Origin of the sequence: Pseudomonas sp. BIC9C (assembly GCF_034541995.1) — a bacterium.
Lineage (GTDB): Bacteria > Pseudomonadota > Gammaproteobacteria > Pseudomonadales > Pseudomonadaceae > Aquipseudomonas > Aquipseudomonas fluorescens_CC.
The window spans coordinates 528,113-554,795 of the sequence record NZ_JAWDGM010000002.1; the positions used below are offsets into that span (position 1 = coordinate 528,113).

General features: G+C 60.7%; 19 protein-coding genes and 2 tRNA genes. 13 read left to right on the top strand and 8 right to left on the bottom strand.

Annotated elements, in window-relative coordinates:
- The first annotated feature begins 23 nt into the window (after positions 1–23).
- On the top strand, positions 24–1,958 hold the full coding sequence (locus tag RS887_RS12355; protein ID WP_322615612.1) for a methyl-accepting chemotaxis protein: 1,935 nt from the start codon (positions 24–26) through the stop codon (positions 1,956–1,958).
- Between the two features lie 91 nt (positions 1,959–2,049).
- Here the strand turns inward: RS887_RS12355 and RS887_RS12360 are convergent, their stop codons facing one another.
- From RS887_RS12360 to RS887_RS12375, 4 genes are all read right to left on the bottom strand, one after another.
- On the bottom strand, positions 2,050–3,606 hold the full coding sequence (locus tag RS887_RS12360; RefSeq protein ID WP_322615613.1) for an iron ABC transporter permease: 1,557 nt from the start codon (positions 3,604–3,606) through the stop codon (positions 2,050–2,052).
- Positions 3,606–4,616, bottom strand: coding sequence for an extracellular solute-binding protein (locus RS887_RS12365; protein WP_322615614.1), 1,011 nt, complete (start codon positions 4,614–4,616; stop codon positions 3,606–3,608). The genes RS887_RS12360 and RS887_RS12365 overlap by 1 nt, the downstream gene beginning before the upstream one ends.
- Before the next feature lie 274 nt (positions 4,617–4,890).
- Positions 4,891–4,977, bottom strand: a tRNA-Leu gene (locus RS887_RS12370).
- Between the two features lie 167 nt (positions 4,978–5,144).
- Positions 5,145–5,231 (bottom strand) — tRNA-Leu (locus RS887_RS12375).
- Between the two features lie 224 nt (positions 5,232–5,455).
- Between RS887_RS12375 and rnr the strand changes: the two genes are divergently transcribed.
- From rnr to RS887_RS12435, 11 genes are all read left to right on the top strand, one after another.
- Complete coding sequence (gene rnr, locus RS887_RS12380) at positions 5,456–8,092, top strand: ribonuclease R (RefSeq protein ID WP_322615615.1); 2,637 nt, start codon at positions 5,456–5,458, stop codon at positions 8,090–8,092.
- Entirely contained in the window at positions 8,089–8,856 is a 768-nt protein-coding gene (gene rlmB / locus RS887_RS12385; protein WP_322615616.1) for a 23S rRNA (guanosine(2251)-2'-O)-methyltransferase RlmB, read from the top strand. The genes rnr and rlmB overlap by 4 nt, the downstream gene beginning before the upstream one ends.
- A gap of 307 nt (positions 8,857–9,163) precedes the next feature.
- Positions 9,164–9,586: a 30S ribosomal protein S6 gene (rpsF, locus tag RS887_RS12395; protein WP_007982042.1), complete on the top strand. Its 423-nt coding sequence runs from the start codon at positions 9,164–9,166 to the stop codon at positions 9,584–9,586.
- A gap of 28 nt (positions 9,587–9,614) precedes the next feature.
- A complete protein-coding gene (rpsR, locus tag RS887_RS12400; protein ID WP_002551829.1) occupies positions 9,615–9,845 on the top strand; it encodes a 30S ribosomal protein S18 in 231 nt (76 codons plus the stop codon).
- Between the two features lie 36 nt (positions 9,846–9,881).
- Positions 9,882–10,775, top strand: coding sequence for a hypothetical protein (locus RS887_RS12405; protein ID WP_322615617.1), 894 nt, complete (start codon positions 9,882–9,884; stop codon positions 10,773–10,775).
- Positions 10,776–10,794: 19 nt separating this feature from the next.
- Entirely contained in the window at positions 10,795–11,241 is a 447-nt protein-coding gene (gene rplI / locus RS887_RS12410; RefSeq protein ID WP_007973276.1) for a 50S ribosomal protein L9, read from the top strand.
- Between the two features lie 123 nt (positions 11,242–11,364).
- On the top strand, positions 11,365–12,762 hold the full coding sequence (gene dnaB, locus RS887_RS12415) for a replicative DNA helicase (RefSeq protein ID WP_008016882.1): 1,398 nt from the start codon (positions 11,365–11,367) through the stop codon (positions 12,760–12,762).
- Positions 12,763–13,030: 268 nt separating this feature from the next.
- Entirely contained in the window at positions 13,031–15,334 is a 2,304-nt protein-coding gene (locus RS887_RS12420; RefSeq protein WP_008016881.1) for a YgiQ family radical SAM protein, read from the top strand.
- 401 nt (positions 15,335–15,735) lie between these two features.
- Positions 15,736–19,011: a transglutaminase family protein gene (locus RS887_RS12425; RefSeq protein WP_322615618.1), complete on the top strand. Its 3,276-nt coding sequence runs from the start codon at positions 15,736–15,738 to the stop codon at positions 19,009–19,011.
- Between the two features lie 88 nt (positions 19,012–19,099).
- Positions 19,100–21,586 carry a circularly permuted type 2 ATP-grasp protein gene (locus RS887_RS12430; protein ID WP_322615619.1) on the top strand — a complete coding sequence of 829 codons (2,487 nt, stop codon included), beginning with the start codon at positions 19,100–19,102 and terminating at the stop codon, positions 21,584–21,586.
- Positions 21,586–22,476 carry a transglutaminase family protein gene (locus tag RS887_RS12435; RefSeq protein ID WP_322615620.1) on the top strand — a complete coding sequence of 297 codons (891 nt, stop codon included), beginning with the start codon at positions 21,586–21,588 and terminating at the stop codon, positions 22,474–22,476. The genes RS887_RS12430 and RS887_RS12435 overlap by 1 nt, the downstream gene beginning before the upstream one ends.
- A gap of 162 nt (positions 22,477–22,638) precedes the next feature.
- On the opposite strand, the gene RS887_RS12440 is transcribed toward RS887_RS12435, so the two are convergent.
- Positions 22,639–22,818 (bottom strand): hypothetical protein, encoded by a 180-nt coding sequence (locus RS887_RS12440; RefSeq protein ID WP_322615621.1) that lies wholly within the window; start codon positions 22,816–22,818, stop codon positions 22,639–22,641.
- 68 nt (positions 22,819–22,886) lie between these two features.
- Entirely contained in the window at positions 22,887–23,474 is a 588-nt protein-coding gene (locus RS887_RS12445) for a TIGR00730 family Rossman fold protein (RefSeq protein WP_322615622.1), read from the bottom strand.
- Positions 23,475–23,832: 358 nt separating this feature from the next.
- Between RS887_RS12445 and azu the strand changes: the two genes are divergently transcribed.
- On the top strand, positions 23,833–24,279 hold the full coding sequence (gene azu, locus RS887_RS12450; RefSeq protein WP_008016873.1) for an azurin: 447 nt from the start codon (positions 23,833–23,835) through the stop codon (positions 24,277–24,279).
- A 175-nt stretch (positions 24,280–24,454) separates the two neighbouring features.
- Here the strand turns inward: azu and nadE are convergent, their stop codons facing one another.
- Positions 24,455–25,282: an ammonia-dependent NAD(+) synthetase gene (gene nadE / locus RS887_RS12455; RefSeq protein ID WP_057397747.1), complete on the bottom strand. Its 828-nt coding sequence runs from the start codon at positions 25,280–25,282 to the stop codon at positions 24,455–24,457.
- A 4-nt stretch (positions 25,283–25,286) separates the two neighbouring features.
- The gene (gene pncB, locus RS887_RS12460) at positions 25,287–26,513 is read right to left on the bottom strand and encodes a nicotinate phosphoribosyltransferase (RefSeq protein WP_322615623.1); all 1,227 of its coding nucleotides are present in this window, start codon (positions 26,511–26,513) and stop codon (positions 25,287–25,289) included.
- Between the last annotated feature and the right edge of the window lie 170 nt (positions 26,514–26,683).

The following is a 26,683-nucleotide window of genomic DNA, read 5'->3' on the forward strand; positions in this document are numbered from 1 at the left end:
GCGCCAAAGCAGAGGGATTTCAGATGTCGGCCGTTCTCTCATTGTTACAAAGCCGTTTGTTGCGGCCCGTGTTCGTTACCCTTGGTATCGCCCTTTTGGTGCAGGTGCTGGTGGCTGTTGCTCTGACCCGGAGCACGGTGACCGCGCTGGAGGCCGATCTCGGCATGCGCCTGGGTGCGGACAGTCAAAAGCTCTCCGCTGAGCTCGAGCAGGCAGGGCGCGAAGTTACGTCCAGTCTGGACAGTCTTTCTACCAGTACGCGTCAACGTCTCACGGCCGGTTTGTCCTCGCGTCTTGAGCAAGAGCAGGCGCAATTGCGTTCGACCCTGGAAAAGGACCTGAAGGACTCCGCCAGCGACATGGCGCAGCTTCTGGCTTCAGTCGCGCCCCGCGCCATGTGGGACAACGACGTTCCGACGCTGTCCGAGTTCGCTCGCCGGGCCCAGCGCAATCCCAATGTACTGTTCGTAGTCTATGACGACGCCACCGGCCAGCACCTGACGCGCTACCTCAACCGGGAAAACCCGATCAACAAGGCACTGCTGGAAAAAGGCCAGGGCGAGCGGGCGCTCGACAAGGTGCTGGATGCGGCGAAAAACGATCCTTCGGTCTTCTACGTCGAGGCTTCGATCAACCCCAACGGCGTGGAAATCGGCAAGGTCCTGATGGGGGTCTCGACTGCTTCGGTGGAGACTGATCTCGCGGCCCTCGACAAGCGCTTCTCGGCCTTGATCGCCAGCAGCGATCAACTGGTGGGCGACAGCCTCAAAGGCGCGGCCGCCGATAGCGCAGCGGCCATGCGCTCGCGTCTGCAGTCGGCACAGTCCACAGCGGCTGAAATGAAAGCCAATACCACCGGCACCGTACAGGAAGCAGCCGCGACATTGCGCTGGCGTATTGGCGTGTGTCTGGCGGTGGTGGGTTTCGGTGTCCTGCTGTTGTTGGCGGTGGTGCTCGGTCGCCGAGTGGTCAATCGCTTGAAAATGCTGATCGTTGCCATGGATGACCTGGCGGCGGGCGAGGGCGATCTGACCAAGCGGGTGCAGATCAACAGCAAGGATGAGATCGGCGACATGGCCTCGGCGGTCAATCGCTTTGTGGATAAGTTGCAGCCGATCGTGCGCGAGGCGGGCGATGTGGCCCAGCGTACCGGTGTGGAAATTGGCGCCATGACCCTGCGCAATGCTGGCGCTGACGCGGCAGCCGGCATGCAGCGCGATGAAGTGGCCGAGAGCTTGCGGGCGTTGTCGCAAATGGCGGATGAGGCTCAGTCCGAGAGTCAGGCGATGCAGGCCGCTTTGAAGCAGGTGGTGGATATTCGTCAGGCCACCGACGAAAACACCCGGACTTCAGCGAAAGTCGGCAGCCTGATCGAGGCATTGGCCGGGCAGGTGGACACCGGTGCGCAGGTGATCGAGCGACTGGCGCAGCAGAGTGAACAGATTGAAGTGGTGCTGACGGTGATTCACGGGATCGCCGAACAAACCAACTTACTGGCATTGAACGCGGCCATCGAGGCGGCGCGTGCCGGTGAGACCGGACGCGGTTTTGCGGTGGTGGCAGATGAGGTGCGGGCGCTGGCGAGCAAGACGCAGAGCTCCACCGGCGATATTCAGGCGCACATCGTTGCGTTGCAGCAAGGTGCGCGTGAGGCGGTGGCGGCGATTGGTCAGGCCGGGCGCCAGGCCAGCGAAGGTTTGCTGGTGCTGCGCGACAGTGCCCGGTTGCAGCAGTCGGTGCAGGCATCCGTCGAGCAGGTTCATGCGGCGATCGGTTTGGCTACCCAGGCTGCAGCGCATCAGGCGCAGGGCGCGCAGGCCGTGCGAGGGCGGGTCCAGACCATTCACGCCCAGGCCGAGAAGGCGGCGCAAGCTGTCGTGGAGACCACGGCCAGCGGCAAGGTGCTCGATGGTCTGGCGGCGCAGTTGAAGGCGAGCCTGGGGCAGTTCAGAGCGTAAGGTGTTGTCCATCCGGCCTCATCGCGAGCAGGCTCGCTCCCACATTTGAATGCGTTCTCCTGTGGGAGCGAGCCTGCTCGCGATAGCAGTTTCAGCGACTCAGATACATCCGCGTCGTCAGCAGATAGACCGGCAACCCCGACACCAATATCAACAACGCCGCATAAGGCGCCGCCGCCGCAAACTCCACATTCGCGGTATGCGCCCACACCTCCGTCGCCAGGGTATTGAGTCCGGTCGGGCTCAGCAGCAGTGTCGCCGTCAGTTCCTTCATCGCGTCCAGGAACACCAGCGCAAAAGCCGCGCCCAGTGCCGGAAAGATAATCGGCAGCGTCACTCGGCAGAAAGCACTGAATGACGAGGCTCCGAGTGTGCGAGCTGCCTCCTCAAGTTGCGGCGCCGCCTTGTTCAGGGCGGTGCGGATCGGTGCCTGGGCCAGCGGCAGAAATAGCAGGGCGTAGGCGATCAGCAGCAATGCCGAAGTCTGGTAAAGCATCGGCACGTAGTGCAGGGCGAAATGCACCAGGGTCAGGGCAATGACCAGCCCTGGCAGGGCGTGCAGCAAATACGGCAAGCGCTCGGCCCATATCGCCAGTTGGCCTTTGTAGCGCACTACCAACAATCCGACGGGCACTGCCAACACCAGGCATAACGCTGCGCCGCCCAGAGACAGGGCAAGGGATGACAGCAATGCTTCGACGATTGCCGCCACGGGAAAGGCTGCCGATGATCCCACCGCCAACCAGTAGGCCAGCATGCCCAGCGGAATCCCGCTGCCAATGATTGCCAGCAGCAGGCAATAAAGCTGTCCCGCCATCGCCAACGGCCCCAGTTGAACCTGTTCCGCGTGTCGAGCCGCACCCTGGCCGGTACGCACGTGTCGACCCTTGCCGCGCACGCGCAGTTCCAGCCACAGTAGCGCCAGGCACAGCATCAGCAGTACGGCGGAGAGCATCGCCGCGTTGGCATTGCTGAACTCCAGCTCGAACTGTTGATAGATCGCCGTGGTGAAGGTTTGCAGGCCGATGATCGACAGCGCGCCGAATTCCACCAGCATGTGCAGGGCAATCAGCAAAGAACCGGCGAGCAGCGACGGCCAGAGCAGGGGTAGGGTGACCTTGAAGAATACGCCCCAGCGGTTCTGTCCCAGTGTGCGCGCAGACTCTTCCAGTGATGGGTCGAGATTACGCAGGGTCGCCGCCACCGGCAGGAAAATCAGCGGGTATTTGGAGAGTGTCATCACCAGAATTGCCCCACCGAGCCCTTCGAAATGCGCGCTCAATGAAACCCAGGTGAAGCTGCTGACAAACGCCGGTACCGCGAACGGCAGGCACAGAATCACGCCCCACAGGCGCCGGCCTGGCAGATTGCTGCGCTCCAGCAACCACGCCAGCGACAGGCCGATCACGCCGCAGGCCAGCGTCACGCCGACCATCAGCGCCAGGGTGTTGCGCAGCAACCCGAACACATAGGGGCGCCACAGCAAATGCAGCGCCTCGGCCCAGCCTGCTTGCCAGGCCTTGAGCCCGACATAGGCCAACGGCAGCAGGCTGAGCACCACCAGTAGCAAAACCGGCAGGACCAGCCAGATCGACGGCCGCTTGCGCCGTGGCACGTACCCGTCATGTGCGGAAAGCGATGCGCTCATCAGTTCAGGCCAACGTCACGTTCCAGGTCCAGGGCTTCTTCGGCATTGCCCAGGTCGGCTGGCGTGACTTTCGGTGCTTCCAGCTCGCTGAATGGCTTGAGCCCGCGATCAGATTCCATACCTTTGTGTAGCGGGTATTCGGCGGTGGTCTGGGTGATCACGCGCTGGCCTTCCTCGCTGGCCATGTAGGCGAGCAATTGCTGTGCTTCTTTCGGGTGTTTGCTGGATTTCAGCACCGCTGCACTGGAAACGGTGATCAGTCCGCCGACGTCGCCGCCGGTGAAATAATGCAGTTTTGAATCGAGCTGGCCTTTTTCGCGCTGCAAGGCAAACCAGTAGTAGTTGTTGGCCAGTACGGTGGCCACTTCGCCATTTTCCACGGCTTTGAGCGCGACCATGTTGTTGCTGTAGGTTTTACCGAATGCGCGCAGGCCGGTCAGCCATTCTTCGGCGGCGTCCATGCCGTGCACCTTGATGATCGCAACGGCCTGTTCCTGGAAGGCACCACTGCTGGGCACGAAGCCGACTTTGCCTTGCCATTTGGGGTTGGAGAATTCCATCACCGACTTTGGCAGGTCTTTTTCATCAACCAGTTTGGGGTTGTAGGCCACAACACGCACCCGGGCAGTCACGCCAATCCAGGTGCCGCTGCCGGCCACGTATTCCTTGGGCAGGACGGCCAGCGTGGCGTCATCCGCCCTGGCCAGCAGGCCTTGTTCGCCGAGTTTGTTCAGGGGCGGCGATTCTTCGGTGTAGATGACGTCGGCGGGGGAGCGATCGCCCTCTTCGACGATCTGACTGGCGAGCTGATTGCTGCTGCCTTTGCGCACATTGACGTGAATGCCGGTCTTGGTTTCGAAGGCTTTGGCGACTGCGTCGCCGACTTCTTTGTGTTGGCCGTTGTAGAGCGTCAGGGCAACCGGGTCGGCGGCTTGGGTGAGGGGAGTGGCGAGTGCCAGGCCGAGCAGGGAAATGGTCAGGCCGCGGCGCAGGGTATTTCGAAACATCATTCGCAGGGTTCCTCACGGTCGCATTGCAAAAACTTGCAACAATGATAAACGATATTGTTTCTCAAATGCGCCGATAAATCCTGTAGGAGCGAGCTTGCTCGCGATGGGCGTGAACGATGACGCGTTCTGTCTGCTAACCGGTGCCACCTTCGAGTGCATCGCGAGCAAGCTCGCTCCTACAGAGGGGGGTGTGTTATTTTTCAGAAGTCAGAAACGCAAAAACCCGCTTTCGCGGGTTTCTGTGAAATTCAAGGTCGTAACCTTGAATTTGAATTGGTGCCCAGAAGAAGACTCGAACTTCCACGGCCGTAAGGCCACCAGCACCTGAAGCTGGCGTGTCTACCAATTTCACCATCTGGGCATTCATCTTCAGCGTTGCCGCTGTTGATGTGGCGCCCTATACGGAGAGCGTTTTGATCTGTAAACCCCTGCTTTTAAAATTAATAAACCAGGGGTCCAAGATGCAAAAACCCGCTCTCGCGGGTTTTTGTGTGAGCCTTGAAATTGATCTAATCTCAAGCTCGAAATTGGTGCCCAGAAGAAGACTCGAACTTCCACGACCGTAAGGTCACCAGCACCTGAAGCTGGCGTGTCTACCAATTTCACCATCTGGGCATTATCGGCAACGTCTGCGTCGTCGATGGCGCGCACTATACGGAGCGTCTTTTTAACTGTAAACCCCCGGCCTCAAAAAAACCTGAAAAAATTCACCAGCGGTCTGCAATTCAGCTTTGAGGTGTCGATACAGGGCTTTAGATGGGTCGTCTTAGCTTGAAATTTCCCGTTTCATTACGCCTATGCCAAACTAACCCGCATATAGACAAGGTGAAAACTCTCTAATGGCCGATTGGCAGTCCCTCGATCCCGAGGCCGCTCGTGAAGCGGAAAAATATGAAAACCCCATTCCTAGCCGCGAACTGATCCTTCAGCACCTTGCTGATCGAGGTTCGCCTGCTAACCGCGAGCAACTGGTCGAAGAGTTTGGTCTGACCACGGAAGACCAGATCGAAGCCCTGCGCCGCCGCCTGCGCGCCATGGAGCGCGATGCTCAACTCATCTATACCCGTCGCGGCACTTATGCGCCGGTGGACAAGCTCGACCTGATCCTGGGCCGCATCAGCGGTCACCGCGACGGCTTCGGCTTCCTGGTGCCGGACGACGGCAGTGACGACCTGTTCATGAGCCCGGCGCAGATGCGTCTGGTGTTCGACGGTGACCGTGCCCTGGCCCGTGTATCCGGTCTGGATCGTCGTGGTCGCCGCGAAGGCATGATCGTCGAAGTGGTGTCCCGCGCTCACGAAACCATCGTTGGCCGCTACTTCGAAGAAGGCGGTATCGGTTTCGTCGTTGCCGACAACCCGAAGATCCAGCAGGAAGTGCTGGTCACGCCGGGTCGTAACGCCAACGCGCAGATCGGTCAGTTCGTCGAAGTGAAGATCACTCACTGGCCGACGCCACGCTTCCAGCCGCAAGGCGACGTGGTTGAGGTCGTGGGCAACTACATGGCGCCGGGCATGGAGATCGACGTTGCCCTGCGTACCTATGACATTCCTCACGTCTGGCCTGAGGCCGTGCTCAAGGAAGCCGGCAAGCTCAAGCCGGAAGTCGAAGAGAAAGACAAAGAGAAGCGCATCGACCTGCGTCATCTGCCGTTCGTCACCATCGACGGCGAAGATGCCCGCGACTTCGATGACGCGGTCTACTGCGAAGCCCGTCCGGGCAAGCTGCGCCTGTTCTCCGGCGGCTGGAAGCTGTACGTGGCGATTGCCGACGTATCCAGTTACGTGAAGCTCGGTTCGGCGCTGGATGCCGAGGCGCAGGTTCGCGGCAACTCGGTGTACTTCCCCGAGCGCGTGATTCCGATGCTGCCTGAGCAGCTGTCCAACGGTTTGTGCTCGCTGAACCCGCAAGTCGATCGCCTGGCCATGGTTTGCGAGATGACCATCTCCAAATCCGGCGAGATGACCGACTACTGCTTCTACGAAGCGGTGATCCACTCCCATGCCCGCCTGACCTACAACAAGGTCAGCGCGATGCTGGAAACGCCGAAAGCCACCGAGGCGCGCAAGCTTCGCGGTGAATACACCGACGTGGTGCCGCACCTCAAGCAGCTCTACTCGCTGTACAAGGTATTGCTGGCCGCTCGTCATGTGCGTGGCGCGATCGATTTCGAAACCCAGGAAACCCGGATCATCTTCGGCTCCGAGCGCAAAATCGCCGAAATCCGTCCGACCGTGCGCAACGATGCGCACAAGCTGATCGAGGAATGCATGCTGGCGGCCAACGTGGCTACCGCCGAGTTCCTGAAAAAGCACGAAATCCCGGCGCTGTATCGCGTTCACGATGGTCCGCCACCGGAGCGTCTGGAAAAGCTGCGCGCCTTCCTCGGCGAACTCGGCTTGTCCCTGCACAAAGGCAAGGATGGTCCATCGCCGAAGGATTACCAGGCACTGCTGGCCGGTATCAAGGATCGTCCGGATTTCCACCTGATCCAGACCGTCATGCTGCGTTCGTTGAGCCAGGCGGTGTACAGCGCCGATAACCAGGGCCACTTCGGCCTGAATTACGAGGCGTACACGCACTTCACTTCGCCGATCCGCCGCTACCCGGACTTGCTCACGCACCGGGCGATTCGCAGCGTGATCCATTCGAAGCAGGACACCCCGCACGTTCGTCGTGCCGGTGCGATGACCATTCCGAAGGCGCGCATCTATCCGTACGACGAGGCGGCCCTGGAGCAGCTCGGCGAGCAGTGCTCGATGAGCGAGCGCCGTGCCGACGAAGCGACCCGCGACGTGGTGAACTGGCTCAAGTGCGAGTTCATGAAGGATCGCGTGGGCGAATCGTTCCCGGGCGTGATCACCGCGGTGACCGGTTTTGGTCTGTTCGTCGAGCTTACAGACATTTATGTCGAAGGCCTGGTGCACGTCACCGCGCTGCCGGGCGATTACTACCACTTCGATCCTGTGCACCACCGCCTGGCCGGTGAGCGTACCGGTCGCAGTTTCCGCCTGGGTGACACTGTGGAAGTGCGGGTCATGCGCGTCGACCTCGACGAACGCAAGATCGACTTCGAGATGGCCGAAAAAACCATCAGTGCGCCGATCGGCCGCAAAAAGCGTGGTACCGAAGCGGCAGCCCCTGCGGCCCTCTCTACAAAAACAGTCGCAGAACCGGCCCCGGCGAAAACCGGTCGTCGTCCTGCCAAGGAAAAGGCTGTCGAGGCCTATCGCCCAAGCGATGCAGCGGCGAAAAACGCCGAAGTGCGCAAGAGTCGTGAAATGAAGCAGGCGTTGCTGGCCGGTGCGAAAAGCGGCGGTAAAGCGGCGTCTGGGGGAAAGACCAGCCGGTCGGCGCCTGACAAGGCAGTCGGCGGCAAACCAGCCAAACCGAGCAAACATCGTAAAGGTCCGCCAAAAGCGGGCTCGGCTCCAGCCAAGACTGGCGGGGCGCGTAAACCTAAGGCCAAGCCATGAGTCAGTTGGAAAAGATCTACGGCGTACACGCTGTAGAAGCGTTGTTGCGTCACCACCCGAAACGCGTAAAGCAGATCTGGCTGGCCGAAGGCCGCGGTGATCCGCGGGTGCAGGCGTTGATCGAACTGGCCAACGAAAACCGTGTCCAGGTCGGTCAGGCCGAGCGTCGTGAAATGGATGCCTGGGTTGAAGGCGTACACCAGGGCGTGGTGGCGGACGTAAGTCCTAGCCAGGTCTGGGGCGAGGCGATGCTCGACGAGCTGCTCGATCGCACCGAAGGCGCGCCGTTGTTGCTGGTGCTCGATGGCGTGACCGATCCGCACAACCTCGGCGCCTGCCTGCGTTCTGCCGATGCGGCGGGTGCACTGGCGGTGATCGTGCCGAAGGACAAGTCAGCGACCCTGACACCGGTAGTGCGAAAGGTTGCCTGCGGTGCGGCGGAAGTGATTCCGCTGGTTGCCGTGACCAACCTGGCGCGCACCCTGGAAAAACTCCAGCAGCGCGGCTTGTGGGTTGTCGGTACGGCAGGGGAGGCCGAGGTCAGTCTTTATGACCAGGATCTCACCGGCCCGACCATCCTGATCATGGGTGCCGAAGGCAAGGGCATGCGTCGCCTGACCCGCGAGCATTGTGACTACCTGGTGCATCTGCCGATGGCCGGCAGCGTCAGCAGTCTCAACGTGTCGGTAGCGACTGGCGTGTGCCTGTTCGAAGCGCAGCGTCAGCGTGGTGCGAAAGCTGCGGCGGCCGCCAAGAAAACCTGATTAGCGCACGATCCTCTGTAGGAGCGAGCCTGCTCGCGAAGGACTCAAGATCACCGCGGGGCATCAGCTTCCCCGCGTTATCGTTGACGACCTTCGCGAGCAAGCTCGCTCCTACAGTGCTTTTTGGTGTCGAGGGCTGTTCAAATAATCACCAATTACCTTGCACCTCCCTCGCCCCTTCTCTACAATTGCGCCCCTTGCTGTGACGGCAGGCATTCATGTGCCTTACCCACGCAAGTCCATAAGTGTCATTCACTCCTTGTCTGACCGCTTTTGAGCGGCAGGCTACAACCCGTAAGGAGCATTCATGCGTCATTACGAAATCATCTTTTTGGTCCACCCGGATCAAAGCGAGCAAGTCGGCGGCATGGTTGAGCGTTACACCAAGCTGATCGAAGAAGACGGCGGCAAAATCCACCGTCTGGAAGATTGGGGCCGTCGTCAACTGGCCTACGCAATCAACAATGTTCACAAGGCTCACTACGTGATGCTGAACGTTGAGTGCACTGGCAAGGCCCTGGCCGAGCTGGAAGACAACTTCCGCTACAACGATGCAGTGATCCGTAACCTGGTCATCCGTCGCGACGAAGCCGTTACCGGCCAGTCCGAGATGCTCAAGGCTGAAGAAAACCGCAGTGAGCGCCGTGAGCGTCGCGACCGTCCTGAGCACGAAGGCGCTGAAAGCGTTGACAGTGATGACAGCGACAACAGCGATAACGCTGACGAGTAATCCACGGACCTTTTAAGGAGCCTATCAAATGGCACGTTTCTTCCGTCGTCGTAAATTCTGCCGCTTCACCGCTGAAGACGTGAAAGAGATCGATTACAAAGATCTCAACACTCTGAAAGCCTACGTATCCGAGACCGGCAAAATCGTTCCAAGCCGCATCACCGGTACCAAAGCTCGTTATCAGCGTCAGCTGGCCACCGCTATCAAGCGCGCCCGCTTCCTGGCCCTGCTGGCCTACACCGACAGCCACGGCCGCTGAGACCGGGCAGTCGACTCGTAGCAAAGGATTGAATGCATGCGGGCCATAGCTGAGTTCATCATGCGCGGCCGTATGCAGGCCACTCTAGTAGTGGCTGGATGCGCGGCGATGCCGTTGTTGTATTGGTTGGGTGCTGCCGCCGGATGCCTTGTGCTCCTGCGGCGCGGATTGAGGGACGCCCTCGGCGTTCTTGCTCTGGGACTGCTGCCGGCATTGGTCTGGTGGCTGTACTCCGACGACCCACGGGCACTTCTGGTGCTGCTGGGGTCTGCGAGCCTTGCGTTGGTTTTGCGCGCAAGCGAGTCCTGGAACCGCGTGCTGCTGGTCAGCATAGCGATGGGAGTGGTGTTTTCAGTGGTGTTGGGGACAGCTTTTGCTCCCCAGATCGAGATGCTGGCGCAGGCTTTGATCAAAGTCATGCCGTCGCTACTCGGTGATGTCTACCAGAAGATGTCGGTAGACGAACAAGCGCGTTTCGCGTCCCTGATTGCACCGGTCCTGACCGGCCTGATTGCGGCGTTGTTGCAAATCGTCAGCTTGCTGAGCCTGCTTGTCGGGCGCTACTGGCAGGCGTTGTTGTACAACCCGGGCGGTTTTGGTCGCGAGTTTCGCGCCATCCGCTTCCCGCTGTTGCCGGCGATGTTGCTGCTGGCGTGCATGCTTCTGGGGCCGAATATCGGCTCGCAGATGGCCATGTTGACGCCGTTGTGCAGCGTACCGCTGGTGTTCGCCGGGCTGGCCCTGATTCACGGGTTGGTGGCGCAGAAGCGACTGGCCAGATTCTGGCTGGTGGGGTTGTACGTGACGCTGTTGCTGTTCATGCAGCTGATCTATCCGTTGCTGGTGGTCCTGGCCATCGTCGACAGCCTGATTGATTTTCGCGGTCGTTCGGCACCGAAAGATGCCGATAACGCGAACGGTGAAGGTTAAAAGTTAAGAGGATTTTCACATGCAACTGATCCTTCTGGAAAAAGTCACCAACCTGGGCAACCTGGGTGACAAAGTGAACGTTAAGGCTGGTTACGGTCGTAACTACCTGCTGCCTTACGGCAAAGCTACCGCTGCGACCCCAGCCAACCTGGCTGCGTTCGAAGAGCGTCGTGCCGAGCTGGAAAAAGCTGCAGCAGATCGCAAAGCATCGGCTGAAAGCCGCGCTGCCCAACTGGCCGAGCTGGAAGTGACCATCACTGCCACCGCTGGCGACGAAGGCAAGCTGTTCGGTTCGATCGGTACTCACGACATCGCTGACGCACTGACCGCCTCCGGCGTTGAAGTGCAGAAGAGCGAAGTTCGTCTGCCGAACGGCACCATCCGCAACGTAGGCGAATTCGACGTAGCCGTGCACCTGCACGCCGAAGTTGAAGCCACCGTACGCGTTGTCGTGGTAGCAGCTTAAGCAGCACTTGTCGGCTGGCACCCTCGTGTGCTTGCCGGTAACATCGGGCACGATCCTGTTTACAGGTCGTGCCCTTTGTCTTTCTGAACCCCCTGCTTTTCATCACCCAAAACACAAGTGGCCATGAACGATATCTCCGCTCCCGAGCAATACGATCTGCAAACCGCCGCCCTGAAGGTGCCGCCGCACTCCATCGAGGCCGAACAGGCCGTGCTCGGTGGTCTGATGCTGGACAACAACGCCTGGGAACGCGTGCTTGATCAAGTCTCCGACGGCGATTTCTATCGACATGACCATCGCCTGATCTTCCGCGCGATTGCCAAGCTGGCCGATCAGAACATGCCGATCGACGTCGTGACCCTGTCCGAACAACTGGACAAGGAAGGTCAGACCTCGCAAGTCGGCGGTCTCGGTTACCTCGGTGAGTTGGCGAAAAACACGCCGTCCGTCGCCAACATCAAGGCTTATGCGCAGATCGTCCGCCAGCGTGCGACTTTGCGCCAGTTGATCGGCATCAGCACCGAAATCGCCGACAGCGCCTTCAACCCTGAAGGTCGCACGGCTGAAGAAATCCTCGATGAAGCGGAACGACAGATCTTCCAGATCGCCGAGGCCCGGCCAAAAACCGGCGGCCCGGTGGGTGTGAACGAACTGCTGACCAAGGCCATCGACCGCATCGACACCCTGTTCAACACCGATAACGCGATCACCGGCCTGTCCACCGGCTACACCGATCTCGACGAGAAGACCAGCGGCCTGCAACCGGCCGACCTGATCATCGTCGCCGGCCGTCCGTCCATGGGTAAAACCACCTTTGCGATGAACCTGGTGGAAAACGCCGTGTTGCGCAGCGAGAAGGCTGTTCTGGTTTACTCCCTCGAGATGCCTGGCGAATCGCTGATCATGCGTATGTTGTCGTCCCTGGGGCGCATCGACCAGACCAAGGTCCGTTCCGGCCAGCTGGAAGATGACGACTGGCCGCGCCTGACCTCGGCGGTCAACCTGCTCAACGACCGCAAGTTGTTCATCGACGATACCGCCGGCATCAGCCCGTCGGAAATGCGCGCCCGGACCCGCCGCCTGGTGCGTGAACACGGCGATGTCGGCCTGATCATGATCGACTACCTGCAATTGATGCAGATCCCGGGCTCCAGCGGTGACAACCGGACCAACGAGATTTCCGAGATCTCCCGATCCCTGAAAGCCCTGGCCAAGGAATTCAACTGCCCTGTGGTGGCGCTCTCGCAGCTCAACCGTTCCCTGGAGCAGCGGCCGAACAAGCGCCCGGTGAACTCCGACTTGCGGGAATCCGGAGCGATCGAGCAGGACGCCGACGTGATCATGTTCGTTTATCGCGACGAGGTGTATCACCCGGAAACCGAGCACAAGGGCATTGCCGAGATCATCATCGGCAAGCAGCGGAACGGCCCGATCGGCTTTATCCGCCTGGCCTTCATTGGTAAGTACACTCGATTCGAGAACCTGGCGCCGGGCAGCTACAACTTTGACGATGACGAATAACGGTTGATGCAGGGCCCCTGTGGCGAGGGAGCTTGCTCCCGCTGGGCTGCGCAGCAGCCCCAATACCTGCGACGGTATTGATTCCGGCATACCGCATTTGCTGGTTTTGCGACTGCTTCGCAGTCGAACGGGAGCAAGCTCCCTCGCCACATAGGTTGTGTGTGCCAGAGCTTCCACCAATTTCCGACCATGGCCGTCGGAATTGGTCAAAATTTGTGCTATATTCCGCGCCCGCGAAATTCAATGAAAGCCAACACCGGTTATCGACATGCAAGCAGCCAAGCCGTTATTTGACTATCCCAAGTACTGGGCCGAATGTTTCGGGCCAGCGCCGTTCCTGCCCATGAGCAGGGAGGAGATGGATCAGCTCGGCTGGGATTCCTGCGACATCATCATCGTCACCGGTGATGCCTATGTCGACCACCCGTCGTTCGGCATGGCGATCATCGGCCGGCTGCTGGAGTCCCAGGGCTTCCGCGTCGGGATCATTGCCCAGCCGAACTGGCAGTCCAAAGACGACTTCATGAAGCTCGGCGAGCCGAACCTGTTCTTCGGTGTCGCGGCCGGCAACATGGACTCGATGATCAACCGCTACACCGCCGACAAGAAAATCCGTTCCGACGATGCCTACACGCCGGGTGGCCTGGCCGGCAAGCGTCCGGACCGCGCCAGCCTGGTTTACAGCCAGCGCTGCAAGGAAGCCTACAAGCACGTGCCGATCGTGCTCGGCGGCATCGAAGCGTCCCTGCGCCGCATCGCGCATTACGATTACTGGCAGGACCGTGTGCGCAACTCGATCCTGATCGACGCCAGCGCCGACATCCTGCTGTACGGCAACGCCGAGCGGGCCATCGTCGAGGTCGCCCAGCGTCTGTCCTACGGTCACAAGATCGAAGACATCACCGACGTGCGCGGCACAGCGTTCATCCGTCGTGACACGCCGCAAGGCTGGTACGAAGTCGATTCCACGCGCATCGACCGTCCGGGCAAGATCGACAAGATCATCAACCCGTACGTCAACACCCAGGACACCGCTGCCTGCGCCATCGAGCAGGAGAAGGGACCGGTCGAAGATCCGCAGGAAGCCAAGGTCGTGCAGATCCTGGCCAGCCCGCGCATGACCCGCGACAAGACCGTTATCCGTTTGCCGTCGGTGGAAAAGGTCCGCAACGATGCGGTGCTCTACGCCCACGCCAACCGCGTGTTGCACCTGGAGACCAACCCGGGCAACGCCCGCGCCTTGGTCCAGAAGCACGGCGAAGTGGACGTCTGGTTCAACCCTCCACCGATTCCGATGACCACCGAAGAAATGGACTACGTGTTCGGCATGCCTTATCAGCGCATTCCGCACCCGGCGTACGGCAAGGAAAAGATCCCGGCCTACGAAATGATCCGTTTCTCGGTGAACATCATGCGTGGCTGCTTCGGTGGTTGCACCTTCTGCTCGATCACCGAGCACGAAGGCCGGATCATCCAGAACCGTTCCCACGAGTCGATCATTCGCGAAATCGAAGAGATTCGCGACAAGGTCCCGGGTTTTACCGGTGTTATCTCCGACCTCGGCGGCCCGACCGCGAACATGTACCGCATCGCGTGCAAGAGCCCGGAAATCGAATCCGCGTGCCGCAAGCCATCGTGCGTGTTCCCTGGCATCTGCCCGAACCTGAACACCGACCACTCGGCGCTGATCCAGCTATACCGCAGTGCCCGTGAGTTGCCGGGGGTGAAGAAGATCCTGATCGCTTCCGGCCTGCGTTATGACCTGGCGGTCGAGTCGCCGGAGTACGTCAAGGAGCTGGTGACCCACCACGTCGGTGGCTACCTGAAGATCGCCCCGGAACACACCGAGGAAGGTCCGCTCAACCAGATGATGAAACCGGGCATCGGCAGCTATGACAAGTTCAAGCGCATGTTCGAGAAGTATTCGAAGGAAGCCGGGAAAGAGCAGTATCTGATTCCGTACTTCATCGCCGCCCACCCGGGCACCACCGACGAAGACATGATGAACCTGGCGCTGTGGCTCAAGGGCAACGGCTTCCGTGCCGACCAGGTGCAGGCGTTCTACCCGTCGCCGATGGCCACCGCCACCGCGATGTACCACTCGGGCAAGAACCCGCTGCGCAAGGTCACCTACAAGAGTGACGCGGTGACTATCGTCAAGAGCGAAGAGCAGCGTCGACTGCACAAGGCGTTCTTGCGTTATCACGACCCAAAAGGCTGGCCGATGCTGCGTGAGGCACTGACCCGCATGGGCCGCGCCGACCTGATCGGGCCGGGCAAGAACCAGTTGATTCCTTTGCACCAGCCGTCGACCGACAGCTACCAGAGCGCCCGTCGCAAGAATTCGACGCCGGCCGGCAGCCATAAAGTGGCCAAGGAAAAGACCACCAAGATCCTCACCCAGCACACGGGCCTGCCACCGCGTGCCAGCGATGGCGGCAATCCGTGGGACAAGCGCGAACAGGCCAAGGCGGCGGCGTTCGCCCGCAACCAGCAGGCGGCCAAGGAGCGCAAGGAAGCGGCCAAGGGCAAGGGGCCGAAGCCGGCTCGCAAGCCGGTCGTACCGCGCTAAGTCGCGCTTGAGCTGAATAGAACGCCAACCTTCGGGTTGGCGTTTTGCGTTTCTGAGCCTCGGAAAACCAGGGTGTCCGCTCGGAAGTCGTGCTGGGTCAACTGGCCTCTTCGTCGGATCGCCGCCCGGACCAAGCCCGCTCCCACAGGTTTTTCTGTGAATGCAGAATCTGTGAATGACAGAGATCACTGTGGGAGCGGGCTTGCCCGCGAAGAGGCCGGAACAGCCAACCATTTTCTGGCTGGTTGCCACATTTACGTGCACCTGCGCCAAACCATTTTCCCGCATCGCCCGATTTTGGTGCTGTACTGCCTCAGGCAACCGAAGAAAGCGCCAGCGTTGCTGGATGGCATAAGTCTTGCGCGCTTTCCCATACGCTCAAGGCTCGCAGGAGGCACGCCGTGTCGATTCATGTCGCATTGCACCATGTCACGCATTACCGCTATGACCGCGCTGTCGAGCTCGGCCCGCAGATCGTTCGCCTGCGTCCCGCCGCTCACAGCCGCACGCGGATTCTGTCCTATGCGCTGAAAGTCTCGCCCGAGCAGCACTTCATCAACTGGCAACAGGACCCTCAAGGCAACTACCTGGCGCGGCTGGTGTTCCCGGAGAAGACTGAAGAGTTGCGGATCGAAGTCGACCTGCTGGCTGAGATGGCGATCTTCAATCCGTTCGATTTCTTCCTTGAGCCCTACGCGGAGAAAATCCCTTTCACCTATGCCGCTGACGAACGCAAGGAGCTGGCGCCGTACCTGGAAACCCTGCCTCTGACGCCGAAGTTCAAGGCCTATCTGGACGGCATCGAGCGCACGCCGTTGCCTGCCGTGGATTTTCTCGTCGCGCTCAACCAGCGCCTGAGCGAAGACATCGACTACCTGATCCGCATGGAACCCGGCGTACAAACACCGGAACACACCCTCGAACAGGCCTCCGGTTCCTGCCGCGATTCCGCCTGGTTGCTGGTGCAACTGTTGCGCAACCTGGGGCTGGCGGCGCGTTTCGTGTCGGGTTATCTGATTCAACTGACCGCCGACGTTAAAAGTCTCGACGGTCCGTCCGGCACCGAAGTGGATTTCACCGATCTGCACGCCTGGTGCGAGGTGTACTTGCCCGGTGCCGGCTGGATCGGCCTGGATGCGACCTCCGGGCTGTTTGCCGGTGAAGGCCATATTCCGTTGGCCTGTAGTCCCGATCCGTCCTCTGCGGCGCCGATCAGTGGCCTGGTGGAACCGTGCGAGTGCGAATTCAGCCACGAAATGTCCGTGGAGCGGATTTGGGAAGCACCACGGGTCACCAAGCCCTACACCGATGACCAATGGCTGGCGATTCAAGCCCTGGGTCGACAGATCGATGCCGATTTGCTGGAAGGCGATGTGCGCCTGACCATGGGCGGCGAGCCGACCTTTGTGTCTATTGATGACCCGGATGGCGCCGAGTGGAACACCGCGGCACTGGGGCCGGATAAACGGCGGCTGTCCGCCGAACTGTTCCAGCGCCTGCGCAAACACTACGCGCCCAAGGGGCTGGTGCATTTTGGGCAGGGCAAGTGGTACCCCGGCGAGCAACTGCCGCGCTGGTCGCTCAATTGCTATTGGCGCCGTGACGGCGTGCCAATCTGGCACAACAGCGCGCTGATCGCCGATGAGCAGGAAGACTACGGTGCCGATGGCGCACTGGCCGGGCGTTTTCTGGCGAGCGTCGCCGAACGCCTGAAGATTCCGACCCGCTTTGTGTTTGCGGCCTACGAAGACAATTTCTATTACCTCTGGCGCGAAGGGATGCTGCCGCAGAACGTGAGCGCTGAGGACTCGCGTCTGGAAGAACCACTGGAGCGTGCGCGTCTGCGCAAGGTCTTCAGTCAAGGCCTGGACAAGGTCATCGGCCAGGTCCTGCCGCTGGCACGCACCGCCAAGGGCGATCAGTGGCAGAGCGGGCGCTGGTATCTGCGCGACGAGCACTGCCGACTAGTGCCGGGGGATTCGCCGCTGGGGTATCGCTTGCCGCTGGGCTCACAGCCCTGGGTAAAAGCGGCGGAGTACCCGTTTATTCATCCGCAAGACCCGAATCAGGATTTCCCGCCGCTGCCCGACACCGCGCAACTGCAAAGCCAGGACGAGACTGCCGAGGTGCAGGAGCGCGCACCGAAGCTCGACGAATCCGCCGACTGGCTGACCCGCACGGCGTTCTGCGCCGAGGCGCGGGAAGGCCGTTTGTACCTGTTCATGCCACCGCTGGAGCGGGTCGAGGATTACCTCGAACTGGTGGCGGCCATCGAAGCCACCGCTGAAGAGCTGATGTGCCCGGTATTGCTGGAGGGCTATGAGCCGCCGAACGATCCACGCCTGAGCAACTTCCGTATCACGCCGGATCCGGGGGTGATCGAGGTCAACGTGCAGCCCTCCGCGACCTGGGATGAATTGGTCGAACGCACCGAATTCCTCTACGAAGAAGCGCGCCAGACTCGGCTGACCACCGAAAAATTCATGATCGACGGCCGGCACACTGGCACGGGTGGTGGTAACCATTTCGTGCTGGGTGGCGCGACCCCGGGGGACTCGCCGTTTCTGCGTCGCCCGGATCTGCTGCGCAGCCTGATCAGCTACTGGCACAACCATCCGTCGCTGTCCTACCTGTTTTCCGGATTGTTCATCGGGCCGACGTCCCAGGCGCCGCGGGTCGATGAAGCACGCAACGATGCCTTGTACGAACTGGAAATTGCCTTCGCACAAATGCCTGAAGCGGGCGAGGAGTGCCCGCCATGGCGGGTGGATCGACTGCTGCGCAACCTGCTGATCGATGTAACGGGCAACACCCACCGCGCCGAGTTCTGCATCGACAAGCTCTATTCGCCGGACGGTGCCACCGGACGCCTCGGATTGCTGGAGCTGCGTGCGTTCGAGATGCCACCCCATGCCCGCATGAGCCTGGCGCAACAATTGTTGCTGCGGGCGCTGGTGGCGCGGTTCTGGCGCGAGCCCTATGCACCGCAGAAGCTGGCGCGCTGGGGCACGGAGCTGCACGATCGCTTCCTGTTGCCGCACTTTATCGAGCAAGACTTCGCCGATGTCATCGTCGACCTCAACGCCGCCGGTTATCCGGTGCGGGCCGAATGGTTCGCCGCGCATCTGGAGTTCCGTTTTCCCAAGGTTGGCGATTACGCCGTCAGTGGTATTGCGCTGGAACTGCGCCAGGCGCTCGAGCCTTGGCACGTACTGGGGGAGGAGGGCGCCATGGGCGGTACGGTGCGTTACGTGGATTCGTCGCTGGAGCGTTTGCAGGTCAAGCTCAGCGGCTTGCCGCCCCAGCGTTATCTGCTGACCTGTAATGGCATCCCGGTGCCATTGCAGCCCACGGGGCGGGTCGGCGAGTTCGTGGCCGGTGTGCGTTTTCGAGCCTGGCAACCGGCCAACTGCCTGCAACCGACCATCCCGGTCCATGCGCCGCTGGTGTTTGACCTGCTCGATACCTGGATGCAGCGATCGCTGGGCGGCTGCCAGTACCACGTCGCTCATCCGGGCGGGCGCAATTACGACAGCTTGCCGGTCAATGCCAACGAGGCCGAGAGCCGGCGCATGGCGCGTTTCTTTCGCATCGGACACACGCCGGGAAAACTGCCTGTACCCAATCTTGAAATTAACGACGAGCTACCGATGACGCTCGATTTGCGACGTTTCTGAACCGTGCGCGACGCTCGGATTTTTCGTATATCCGGGCGTCACGAGCCTGCGTTAGTCTGACCGTTCACTGCTGTCTGCCGAGTTTTCCATGCCTGACCTGCTAGACCGCTACCCGCTGACAGCGGGCACCTATCATGAACTGCTCGACGACAGTGGTGCCGTGCGCCCGCACTGGCGCCGGCTGTTCGAGCAGTTGCAACGCAGCACGCCGGCGCAATTGGTGCAGCGTCAGGCCCTGCTGACCCGGCAGATTCAGGAAAACGGCGTGACCTATAACGTTTATGCCGATCCCAAGGGCGCTGACCGGCCATGGGAGCTGGACCTGCTGCCGCATATCATCGCTAATGATGAGTGGGAGCGCCTGGCGGCCGGCATCGCGCAACGGGCCAGTTTGCTCAATGCCGTGCTGGCTGACCTGTACGGCCCGCAGCGCCTGATTGCCGAGGGGTTGCTGCCGGCGGAACTGGTGTTCGGTCACAACAATTTCCTTTGGCCCTGTCAGGGCATCCGCCCCCCTGACGGAGCCTTTCTGCATCTGTATGCCGTGGATCTGGCGCGCACGCCCGATGGCCGCTGGTGGGTCACGGCGGATCGTACCCAGGCGCCTTCGGGTGCCGGGTATGCGCTGGAAAACCGCACGATTGTGTCCCGGGCCTTTCCCGAGTTGTACCGCGATCTGAAAGTGCAGCACCTGGCCGGGTTCTTCCGCACCTTGCAGGAAACGTTGGCTCGTCAGGCCCCGAGTGACGGTGACGCGCCGTTGGTCGTGCTGCTGACGCCGGGGCGTTTCAACGAAAGCTATTTTGAACATCTGTACCTCGCTCGTCAGCTCGGCTACCCACTGGTGGAGGGCGGCGACCTGACGGTGCGCGACGCCACGGTCTACCTGAAGACCCTGAGCGGCCTGCGTCGGGTCCACGCGATCATGCGCCGACTTGACGATGATTTCTGCGACCCGCTGGAGCTGCGTACCGACTCGGCCCTGGGTGTGCCGGGGCTGCTTGAGGCTGTGCGGCAGGGGCGGGTATTGGTGGCCAACGCTCTGGGCAGCGGAGTGCTGGAGTCGCCAGGTCTGTTGGGTTTCCTGCCGAAGATCAATCAATTCCTGTTCGGCGAAGAACTGATCCTGCCGTCCATCGCCACCTGGTGGTGCGGCGAAGCGCCGGTATTGGCCCAGGCCCTGGAAAAACTGCCGGAGCTGCTGATCAAGCCGGCGTTTCCGTCCCAGAGCTTTGTACCGGTATTTGGCCGTGACTTGAGTGAAAAACAGCGTCAGGAGCTCGCCGAGCGCATGCAGGCACGGCCATACGCTTATGTGGCGCAAGAACTTGCGCAATTGTCCCAGGCGCCGGTCTGGCAAGCCGAAGACGGTCAGTTGCAACCCCGTGCCATCGGCATGCGTGTGTATGCAGTCGCCAGCCGCGAGGGATATCGGGTGCTGCCCGGTGGCTTGACCCGGGTCGCCGCGCAAGCCGATGCCGAAGTGGTGTCGATGCAGCGCGGTGGCGCCAGTAAAGACACCTGGGTGCTGGGCGATCGTGCGCCCAGCGGCGAACAATGGAAGGCCCAGCGCAATATCGGTGTGCATGACCTGGTGCGGCGCGATCCGTACCTGCCATCGCGGGTGGTGGAAAACCTGTTCTGGTTTGGTCGTTACTGCGAACGTTGCGACGACAGTGCCCGTTTGCTGCGCATCATGCTGGCGCGCTACGTCGATGGCGACGACCCGCAAGCCCTGCAGGCGGCAGTGGATCTCGGCGAGCGGCTGATGCTGCTGCCTGATGAGGGCGAATTGCCGGAGCGCCTGTTGGCGGCGCTGCTCGGCGATGACTGGCCGTTCAGCCTGCGTTCCAACCTGCAACGCTTGCAGTGGGCGGCTTCGCAGGTGCGCGGCAAGCTCTCGCGGGAAAACTGGCAGGCGCTGGTGGAATTGCAGCGTGAAGCCATGGAGCTGGAAACCGAAGAGCCGGATTTCGGCGAGTTGCTGGATTTCCTCAACCGTCTGGTGATGTCCCTGGCGGCGCTGTCCGGTTTTGCCCTGGACGACATGACCCGGGACGAAGGCTGGCGCTTCCTGATGATTGGCCGGCGGATCGAGCGACTGCAATTTCTCAGCGGCAGCCTGGCGGCGTTCCTGCGGGGCGCCGGGGCTTTCGATCAGGCCGGGCTGGAGTGGTTGCTGGAACTGGGCAACAGCAGTATCACCTACCGTTCTCGCTACCTGGCGGTAGCGCAATTGATCCCGGTGCTCGACCTGTTGTTGCTCGACGAGCAGAACCCTCACGCCGTGTTGTTCCAGTTGAAACTGGTGACCCGCACCCTCAAGCGCCTCAATGATGACTTTGGGGTGCCGCGCGAAGCCGCACTGCCGCAATTGGTCGAGCGTCTGGCGCGATTCGATCTGGGCTGCCTGGAAAACCCGCTGTTCGGCGACGCGAGTGTTCGCGCCGCCATCGAGGGACTGGCCGCGCTGCTGCAAGAGATCGCCGACGCCAGCGGGCAGGTTTCCGATCGCCTGGCGCTGCGGCATTTCGCCCATGTCGACGATGTCAGCCAGCGCACGGTGTCCGTCTGATGAGCGCTCACTACCAGATTTTCCACGACACCCATTATCACTACGACAGCCCGGTGTCCCTGGCCCAGCAACTGGCGCATTTGTGGCCGCGGCCTTGTGACTGGCAGCGCTGCACCGACCGGCAATTGCAGATCAGTCCGCAGCCGACCTCGCGTCGCGATGAACTGGATGTATTCGGCAACCCGCTGACCCGGCTGGCATTCGAGCGTCCCCACGATGAACTGCTGGTCAACGCCAGCCTCACGATCGAAGTGTTGCCCCGACCTGCGCTGGACTTCAGTCGGTCTCCGGCATGGGAAAGCACACGAAGCGCGCTGACCTACAGCAGCCAACCGCTGTCGCCTCAATTGCTGGAGGCCTGCCGATACCGCTATGAATCACCGTATGTGCATTTGAAGAAAAACTTCGTGGAGTTTTCCGAAAGTTGCTTCCCGCCGGGTCGACCGCTGCTGCTTGGCGTGCGTGCGCTGATGGAGAAAATCTTCAGCGAGTTCACCTTCGATGCCGAAGCGACCCAGGTGGCCACGCCGCTGGTGGAAGTGCTGGAGCGCCGACGCGGGGTCTGTCAGGACTTCGCTCACCTGATGCTCGCTTGCGTGCGCTCCCGTGGATTGGCGGCGCGGTACATCAGCGGTTACTTGCTGACCCAGCCACCGCCGGGGCAGCCACGGCTGATCGGTGCCGATGCGTCCCACGCCTGGGTATCGGTGTTTTGCCCGGTGCTGGGTTGGGTGGATTTCGACCCGACCAACAATGTGCAACCGGCACTGGAGCACATCACCCTGGCCTGGGGCCGGGATTTTTCCGATGTGTCGCCGTTGCGGGGGGTAATACTGGGAGGAGGAAACCACGACCCGGAAGTTCGGGTAACGGTGATGCCACTGGAATAACAACGATCCACCCTGCAGGAGCGAGCTTGCTCGCGATGGACGTCAACGATGACGCGTCCTGTCTGGAAAAACGCGCTGTCTTCGATATCTTCGCGAGCAAGCTCGCTCCTACACGGGACACAGATCCGGTGGACCGGATCAGATCAACCGGCCCGGAGGTTCTCAGGCGTCGGGCGCCGAGTCTTTCGGTGCATCAACATCATCTTCTGCAGCCACTTCACCCTCAGGGTTCAGGGCAGCGTCTTCAGCTGAAGCTTTCTTGCGCTGAAGCTTTTCCTCTTTCTTCTGCTCCTTGGCCAAGTCTCTCTGACGTTTGGCGAAGGAATAATTAGGTTTGGCCATGGGCGATCCTCTGGGGTCGAAGGTGAGGTTGAGCGGCGCATATTCTGCCCTGTATCGGTGCCGGGCCGTTAGCTGGGTTTTTGCTCGGCCCATTTTGGCGCTATGGACGGTTGCCAGGCATCCAGGGCATCGAGCAGGGTTTGCGGCGATTCGCTCACTTGCAGCATGTCACGGTGCTGCCCGCGAACGAAGCCTTCGCCGACGATGTGATCGAGAAAAGACGTCAATTTGCTGTAGAAACCGTTCACTTCCAGCAAACCCAACGGTTTGCCGTGGTAGCCGAGCTGGCCCCAGGTCCAGACTTCGAACAGTTCCTCGAGGGTGCCAAGGCCTCCGGGCAGCGCGATAAAGGCATCGCTGAGCTCGGCCATCCGGGCCTTGCGCGCGTGCATGCCATCGACGACTTCCAGGCGAGTCAGGCCGCTGTGGCCGATTTCCTTGTCCTTGAGGCTTTGCGGGATGATGCCGATCACTTCACCGCCGGCCGCCAGGGCCGCATCGGCGACAACTCCCATCAGGCCCACGGCGCCACCGCCGTACACCAGGGTCAGCTTGCGTTCGGCCAAAGCCCGGCCAAGAGCCACGGCGGCTTCACGGTAAGCCGGGTTGGTGCCGGTGCTGGCACCACAAAAAACACAAACGGATGTTAAAGACATGCCTTGCTCCTTGGTCGATCAGGGCCACAGAGTAAAGGCAGGCGCACGGCACTCCAAGGACTAGACTTCGTGTTTCGGCGTTTCGTACGTACCGCTGGCGCCGCAGGCGTAGGCGGCGAGCAAACTGCACAACAGGCTGTTGATGGACATGATCAGTGCTCCGGCTTTTTTTGGGGAGAGAGGAGGGGACGGCCTGATGATAAGGCCGGGCCAGACGCTTGGCCGGTAGATTGTTTGCATCGTGCCTATAGCCCGAAAGTTGTATACAATTTTTGATTCAAGTCATATGAACTTGCGAAGTTTTCAGGCAGTCTTCTGTCCATTCGCATTTCTGCTAACCCTGCCTTGGAGATTCACCATGTTTGCCAAACTTGTTGCGGTATCCCTGTTGACACTGGCCAGCAGCCAATTGATGGCTGCAGAGTGCAAAGTCACCGTCGACTCCACCGACCAGATGTCTTTCGACACAAAGGCCATTGAAATCGACAAGAGCTGCAAGACGTTTACCGTGGAGCTCAAGCACTCCGGCAGCTTGCCGAAGAACGTCATGGGCCATAACTGGGTGCTGAGTAAAGAAGCCGACATGCAGCCGATCGCCACCGACGGCCTGAGCGCCGGCATCGACAAGAACTACCTGAAGGAAGGCGACGCCCGCGTGATCGCCCACACCAAGATCATCGGCGCCAATGAAACCGACTCGGTGACCTTCGACGTGTCGAAGCTCGACGCCGCTGAAAAATACGGTTTCTTCTGCTCGTTCCCGGGCCACATCTCGATGATGAAAGGTACCGTGACCCTGAAGTAAGCCGACGTACCGCGTTATCGTTCTTCGCGGGCAAGCCCGCTCCCACAGGTACGGAGTTGTCCCAGTGGGAGCGGGCTTGCCCGCGAAGGGGCCAGAAGCATCAACGCATGTTTTGGCCAAAGAAAAAGCCCGCTGAAGCTCAACACTTCAGCGGGCTTTTTCATTCACTCACGCCTCAAGGCGCAAACGGCATCACACGCTTGTGATGGGTCTTGTTGTAGGTGTCGCAAATGATCCTGAATGCTTCCTCGCGCACCGGGTTGCCGTGCAGGAACGCATCGATCTCCGCGTAGGTCACACCGTGGGAGGCTTCGTCCGGTTTGCCGGGCGACAGGTCTTCAAGGTCGGCGGTCGGGACTTTCTCCACCAGCGACTCCGGCGCGCCAAAGCTGCGGGCGATGGCGCGGACCTGGTTTTTCACCAGGCCACTCAGTGGCGCCAGGTCGCAGGCGCCGTCACCGAACTTGGTGAAGAAACCCATCACCGCTTCCGCCGCGTGATCGGTGCCGATCACCAGGCCATGGGTCGCGCCGGCGATGGTGTACTGGGCGACCATGCGCATGCGCGCCTTGGTGTTGCCGAGCACGAAATCCACCGACACCGCATGTTTGCCTTCAAAGGCCGCCACTTCATTGGCCAGGGATTTGACCGCCGGGCCGATGTTCACGGTGTGGCGCTCGTCCGGCTTGATGAAGTCCACCGAAGCCTGGGCGTCGTGCTCATCGAACTGGGTTTCGTAGGGCAGGCGCACGGCGATGAATTTGTAGGCGGCATCACCGCTGCGCTGGCGCAGTTCACGGACGGCACGTTGGGCCAGCAGGCCAGCGGTCAGGGAGTCGACACCGCCACTGATGCCCAATACCAGGGTCTTGAGCCCGGAATTGACCAGGCAGTCCTGAATGAAAGTCACCCGCCGGGCGACTTCAGCCTCGAGGGCGGCCTCGTCGGCGAATGGCGGCTGGACCTTGAGCTGTTCAGCAATCTCACGCTGTACGGCTTGCATGAATTCACTCCTTGCTTGATGTACTTGAAAGGGCGGCAGGAACCTGGAAAACGTGTCGCAAGTAAGCGACGAAATTCGGGTCTTTGCAGTGCGTCTTGCCAGGCTCGTCGGAGACCTTCGCCACCGGCTGGTCGTTGCAGGCGGTCATTTTAAGCACGATGCTCATCGGTTCGACACCCGGAATATCACAGGTCAGGTTGGTGCCGATGCCGAAGCTGACATTGATCCGACCGCGCAGCACCCGGAATATCTCCAGGGCCTTGGGCAGGGTCAGGCTGTCGGAGAAGGTCAGCGTCTTGCTCATCGGGTCGATGCCGAGCTTGTGATAGTGGGCAATGGCTTTTTCCGCCCAGACCACCGGATCGCCCGAGTCGTGGCGCAATCCGTCGAAAAGCTTGGCGAAAAACAGATCGAAATCGCCGAGGAAGGCATCCATGGTGATGCAGTCGGTCAGTGCGATCCCCAGCAGCCCACGGTATTCGCGAACCCAGCAATCGAGTGCGGCGATCTGGCTGTCAATCAGCCGTGGGCCGAGTTGCTGGTGCGCCATGATCCATTCGTGGGCCATGGTGCCCAGCGGTTTCATGTCCAGCTCACGGGACAGATGCACGTTGCTGGTGCCGACGAAGCGTCCGGGGAAATCGTGCTTGAGCACATTCACCACTTCTTCCTGCACGCGATACGAGAAGCGACGACGGGTGCCGAAATCGGCCACCTGCAATTCGGACAATTCATCACTGCTGGCGTTGGCGCTCAGCCAGTCGAACTTGCGGTAGAGCTGCTCGCGGGCCCGCTCCAGCACGACTTCGCGGTAGCGATAGCGGTTGCGCACCTCGCTGACCAGCGCCAGCAGCGGCACTTCGAACAGGATCACATGCAGCCAGGGGCCCCGCAGGCGGATAAACAGCTGACCGTTTTCGATACCGGTGTGGATGTAGCGCAGGTTGAAGCGGAACAACCCGAGAAAACGCAGGAAATCCGGCTTCAGGAAGCTGATGCGCTCCAGAAAGCTCAATTGATCGGCGCTCAGGCTCAGTTCGGCCAGACGCTCGATCTGGAAACGGATTTCCGCCAGGTAGGGGCGCAAGTCCTCGCTGTTACGGCAACGAAACTCCCATTCGACTTCGACGTTCGGGTAGTTGTGCAGCACCGCCTGCATCATCGTCAGTTTGTAGAAGTCGGTGTCGAGCAGGTTCTGCACGATGCGATCGGCAAACACACTCTCGCTCATAACGGGAATCTCCAGCGTTGCAGCGGTATTGATCAATGGCGCTAGTGGCGCATATCAATGGGCAGGATTGCCAGCGATTTCTTGGATCACAACAGATCCCTGTGGGAGCGGGCTTGCTCGCGAAAGCGGTTTCACATCCAACAATGATGTTGCCTGACACTCAGTCTTCG

Bases quoted from the DNA above. Each gene is read 5' to 3' on its own strand.
- rpsF (WP_007982042.1), top strand. From the start codon at position 9,164: ATGCGTCATTACGAAATCATCTTTTTGGTCCACCCGGATCAAAGCGAG.
- rpsR (WP_002551829.1), top strand. From the start codon at position 9,615: ATGGCACGTTTCTTCCGTCGTCGTAAATTCTGCCGCTTCACCGCTGAA.
- RS887_RS12360 (WP_322615613.1), bottom strand. From the start codon at position 3,606: ATGAGCGCATCGCTTTCCGCACATGACGGGTACGTGCCACGGCGCAAG.
- nadE (WP_057397747.1), bottom strand. From the start codon at position 25,282: ATGCAAGCCGTACAGCGTGAGATTGCTGAACAGCTCAAGGTCCAGCCG.
- RS887_RS12445 (WP_322615622.1), bottom strand. From the start codon at position 23,474: ATGTCTTTAACATCCGTTTGTGTTTTTTGTGGTGCCAGCACCGGCACC.
- pncB (WP_322615623.1), bottom strand. From the start codon at position 26,513: ATGAGCGAGAGTGTGTTTGCCGATCGCATCGTGCAGAACCTGCTCGAC.
- RS887_RS12435 (WP_322615620.1), top strand. From the start codon at position 21,586: ATGAGCGCTCACTACCAGATTTTCCACGACACCCATTATCACTACGAC.
- rlmB (WP_322615616.1), top strand. From the start codon at position 8,089: ATGAGTCAGTTGGAAAAGATCTACGGCGTACACGCTGTAGAAGCGTTG.
- RS887_RS12430 (WP_322615619.1), top strand. From the start codon at position 19,100: ATGCCTGACCTGCTAGACCGCTACCCGCTGACAGCGGGCACCTATCAT.
- RS887_RS12355 (WP_322615612.1), top strand. From the start codon at position 24: ATGTCGGCCGTTCTCTCATTGTTACAAAGCCGTTTGTTGCGGCCCGTG.
- RS887_RS12405 (WP_322615617.1), top strand. From the start codon at position 9,882: ATGCGGGCCATAGCTGAGTTCATCATGCGCGGCCGTATGCAGGCCACT.
- RS887_RS12420 (WP_008016881.1), top strand. From the start codon at position 13,031: ATGCAAGCAGCCAAGCCGTTATTTGACTATCCCAAGTACTGGGCCGAA.
- rplI (WP_007973276.1), top strand. From the start codon at position 10,795: ATGCAACTGATCCTTCTGGAAAAAGTCACCAACCTGGGCAACCTGGGT.
- RS887_RS12365 (WP_322615614.1), bottom strand. From the start codon at position 4,616: ATGATGTTTCGAAATACCCTGCGCCGCGGCCTGACCATTTCCCTGCTC.
- dnaB (WP_008016882.1), top strand. From the start codon at position 11,365: ATGAACGATATCTCCGCTCCCGAGCAATACGATCTGCAAACCGCCGCC.
- azu (WP_008016873.1), top strand. From the start codon at position 23,833: ATGTTTGCCAAACTTGTTGCGGTATCCCTGTTGACACTGGCCAGCAGC.
- rnr (WP_322615615.1), top strand. From the start codon at position 5,456: ATGGCCGATTGGCAGTCCCTCGATCCCGAGGCCGCTCGTGAAGCGGAA.
- RS887_RS12440 (WP_322615621.1), bottom strand. From the start codon at position 22,818: ATGGCCAAACCTAATTATTCCTTCGCCAAACGTCAGAGAGACTTGGCC.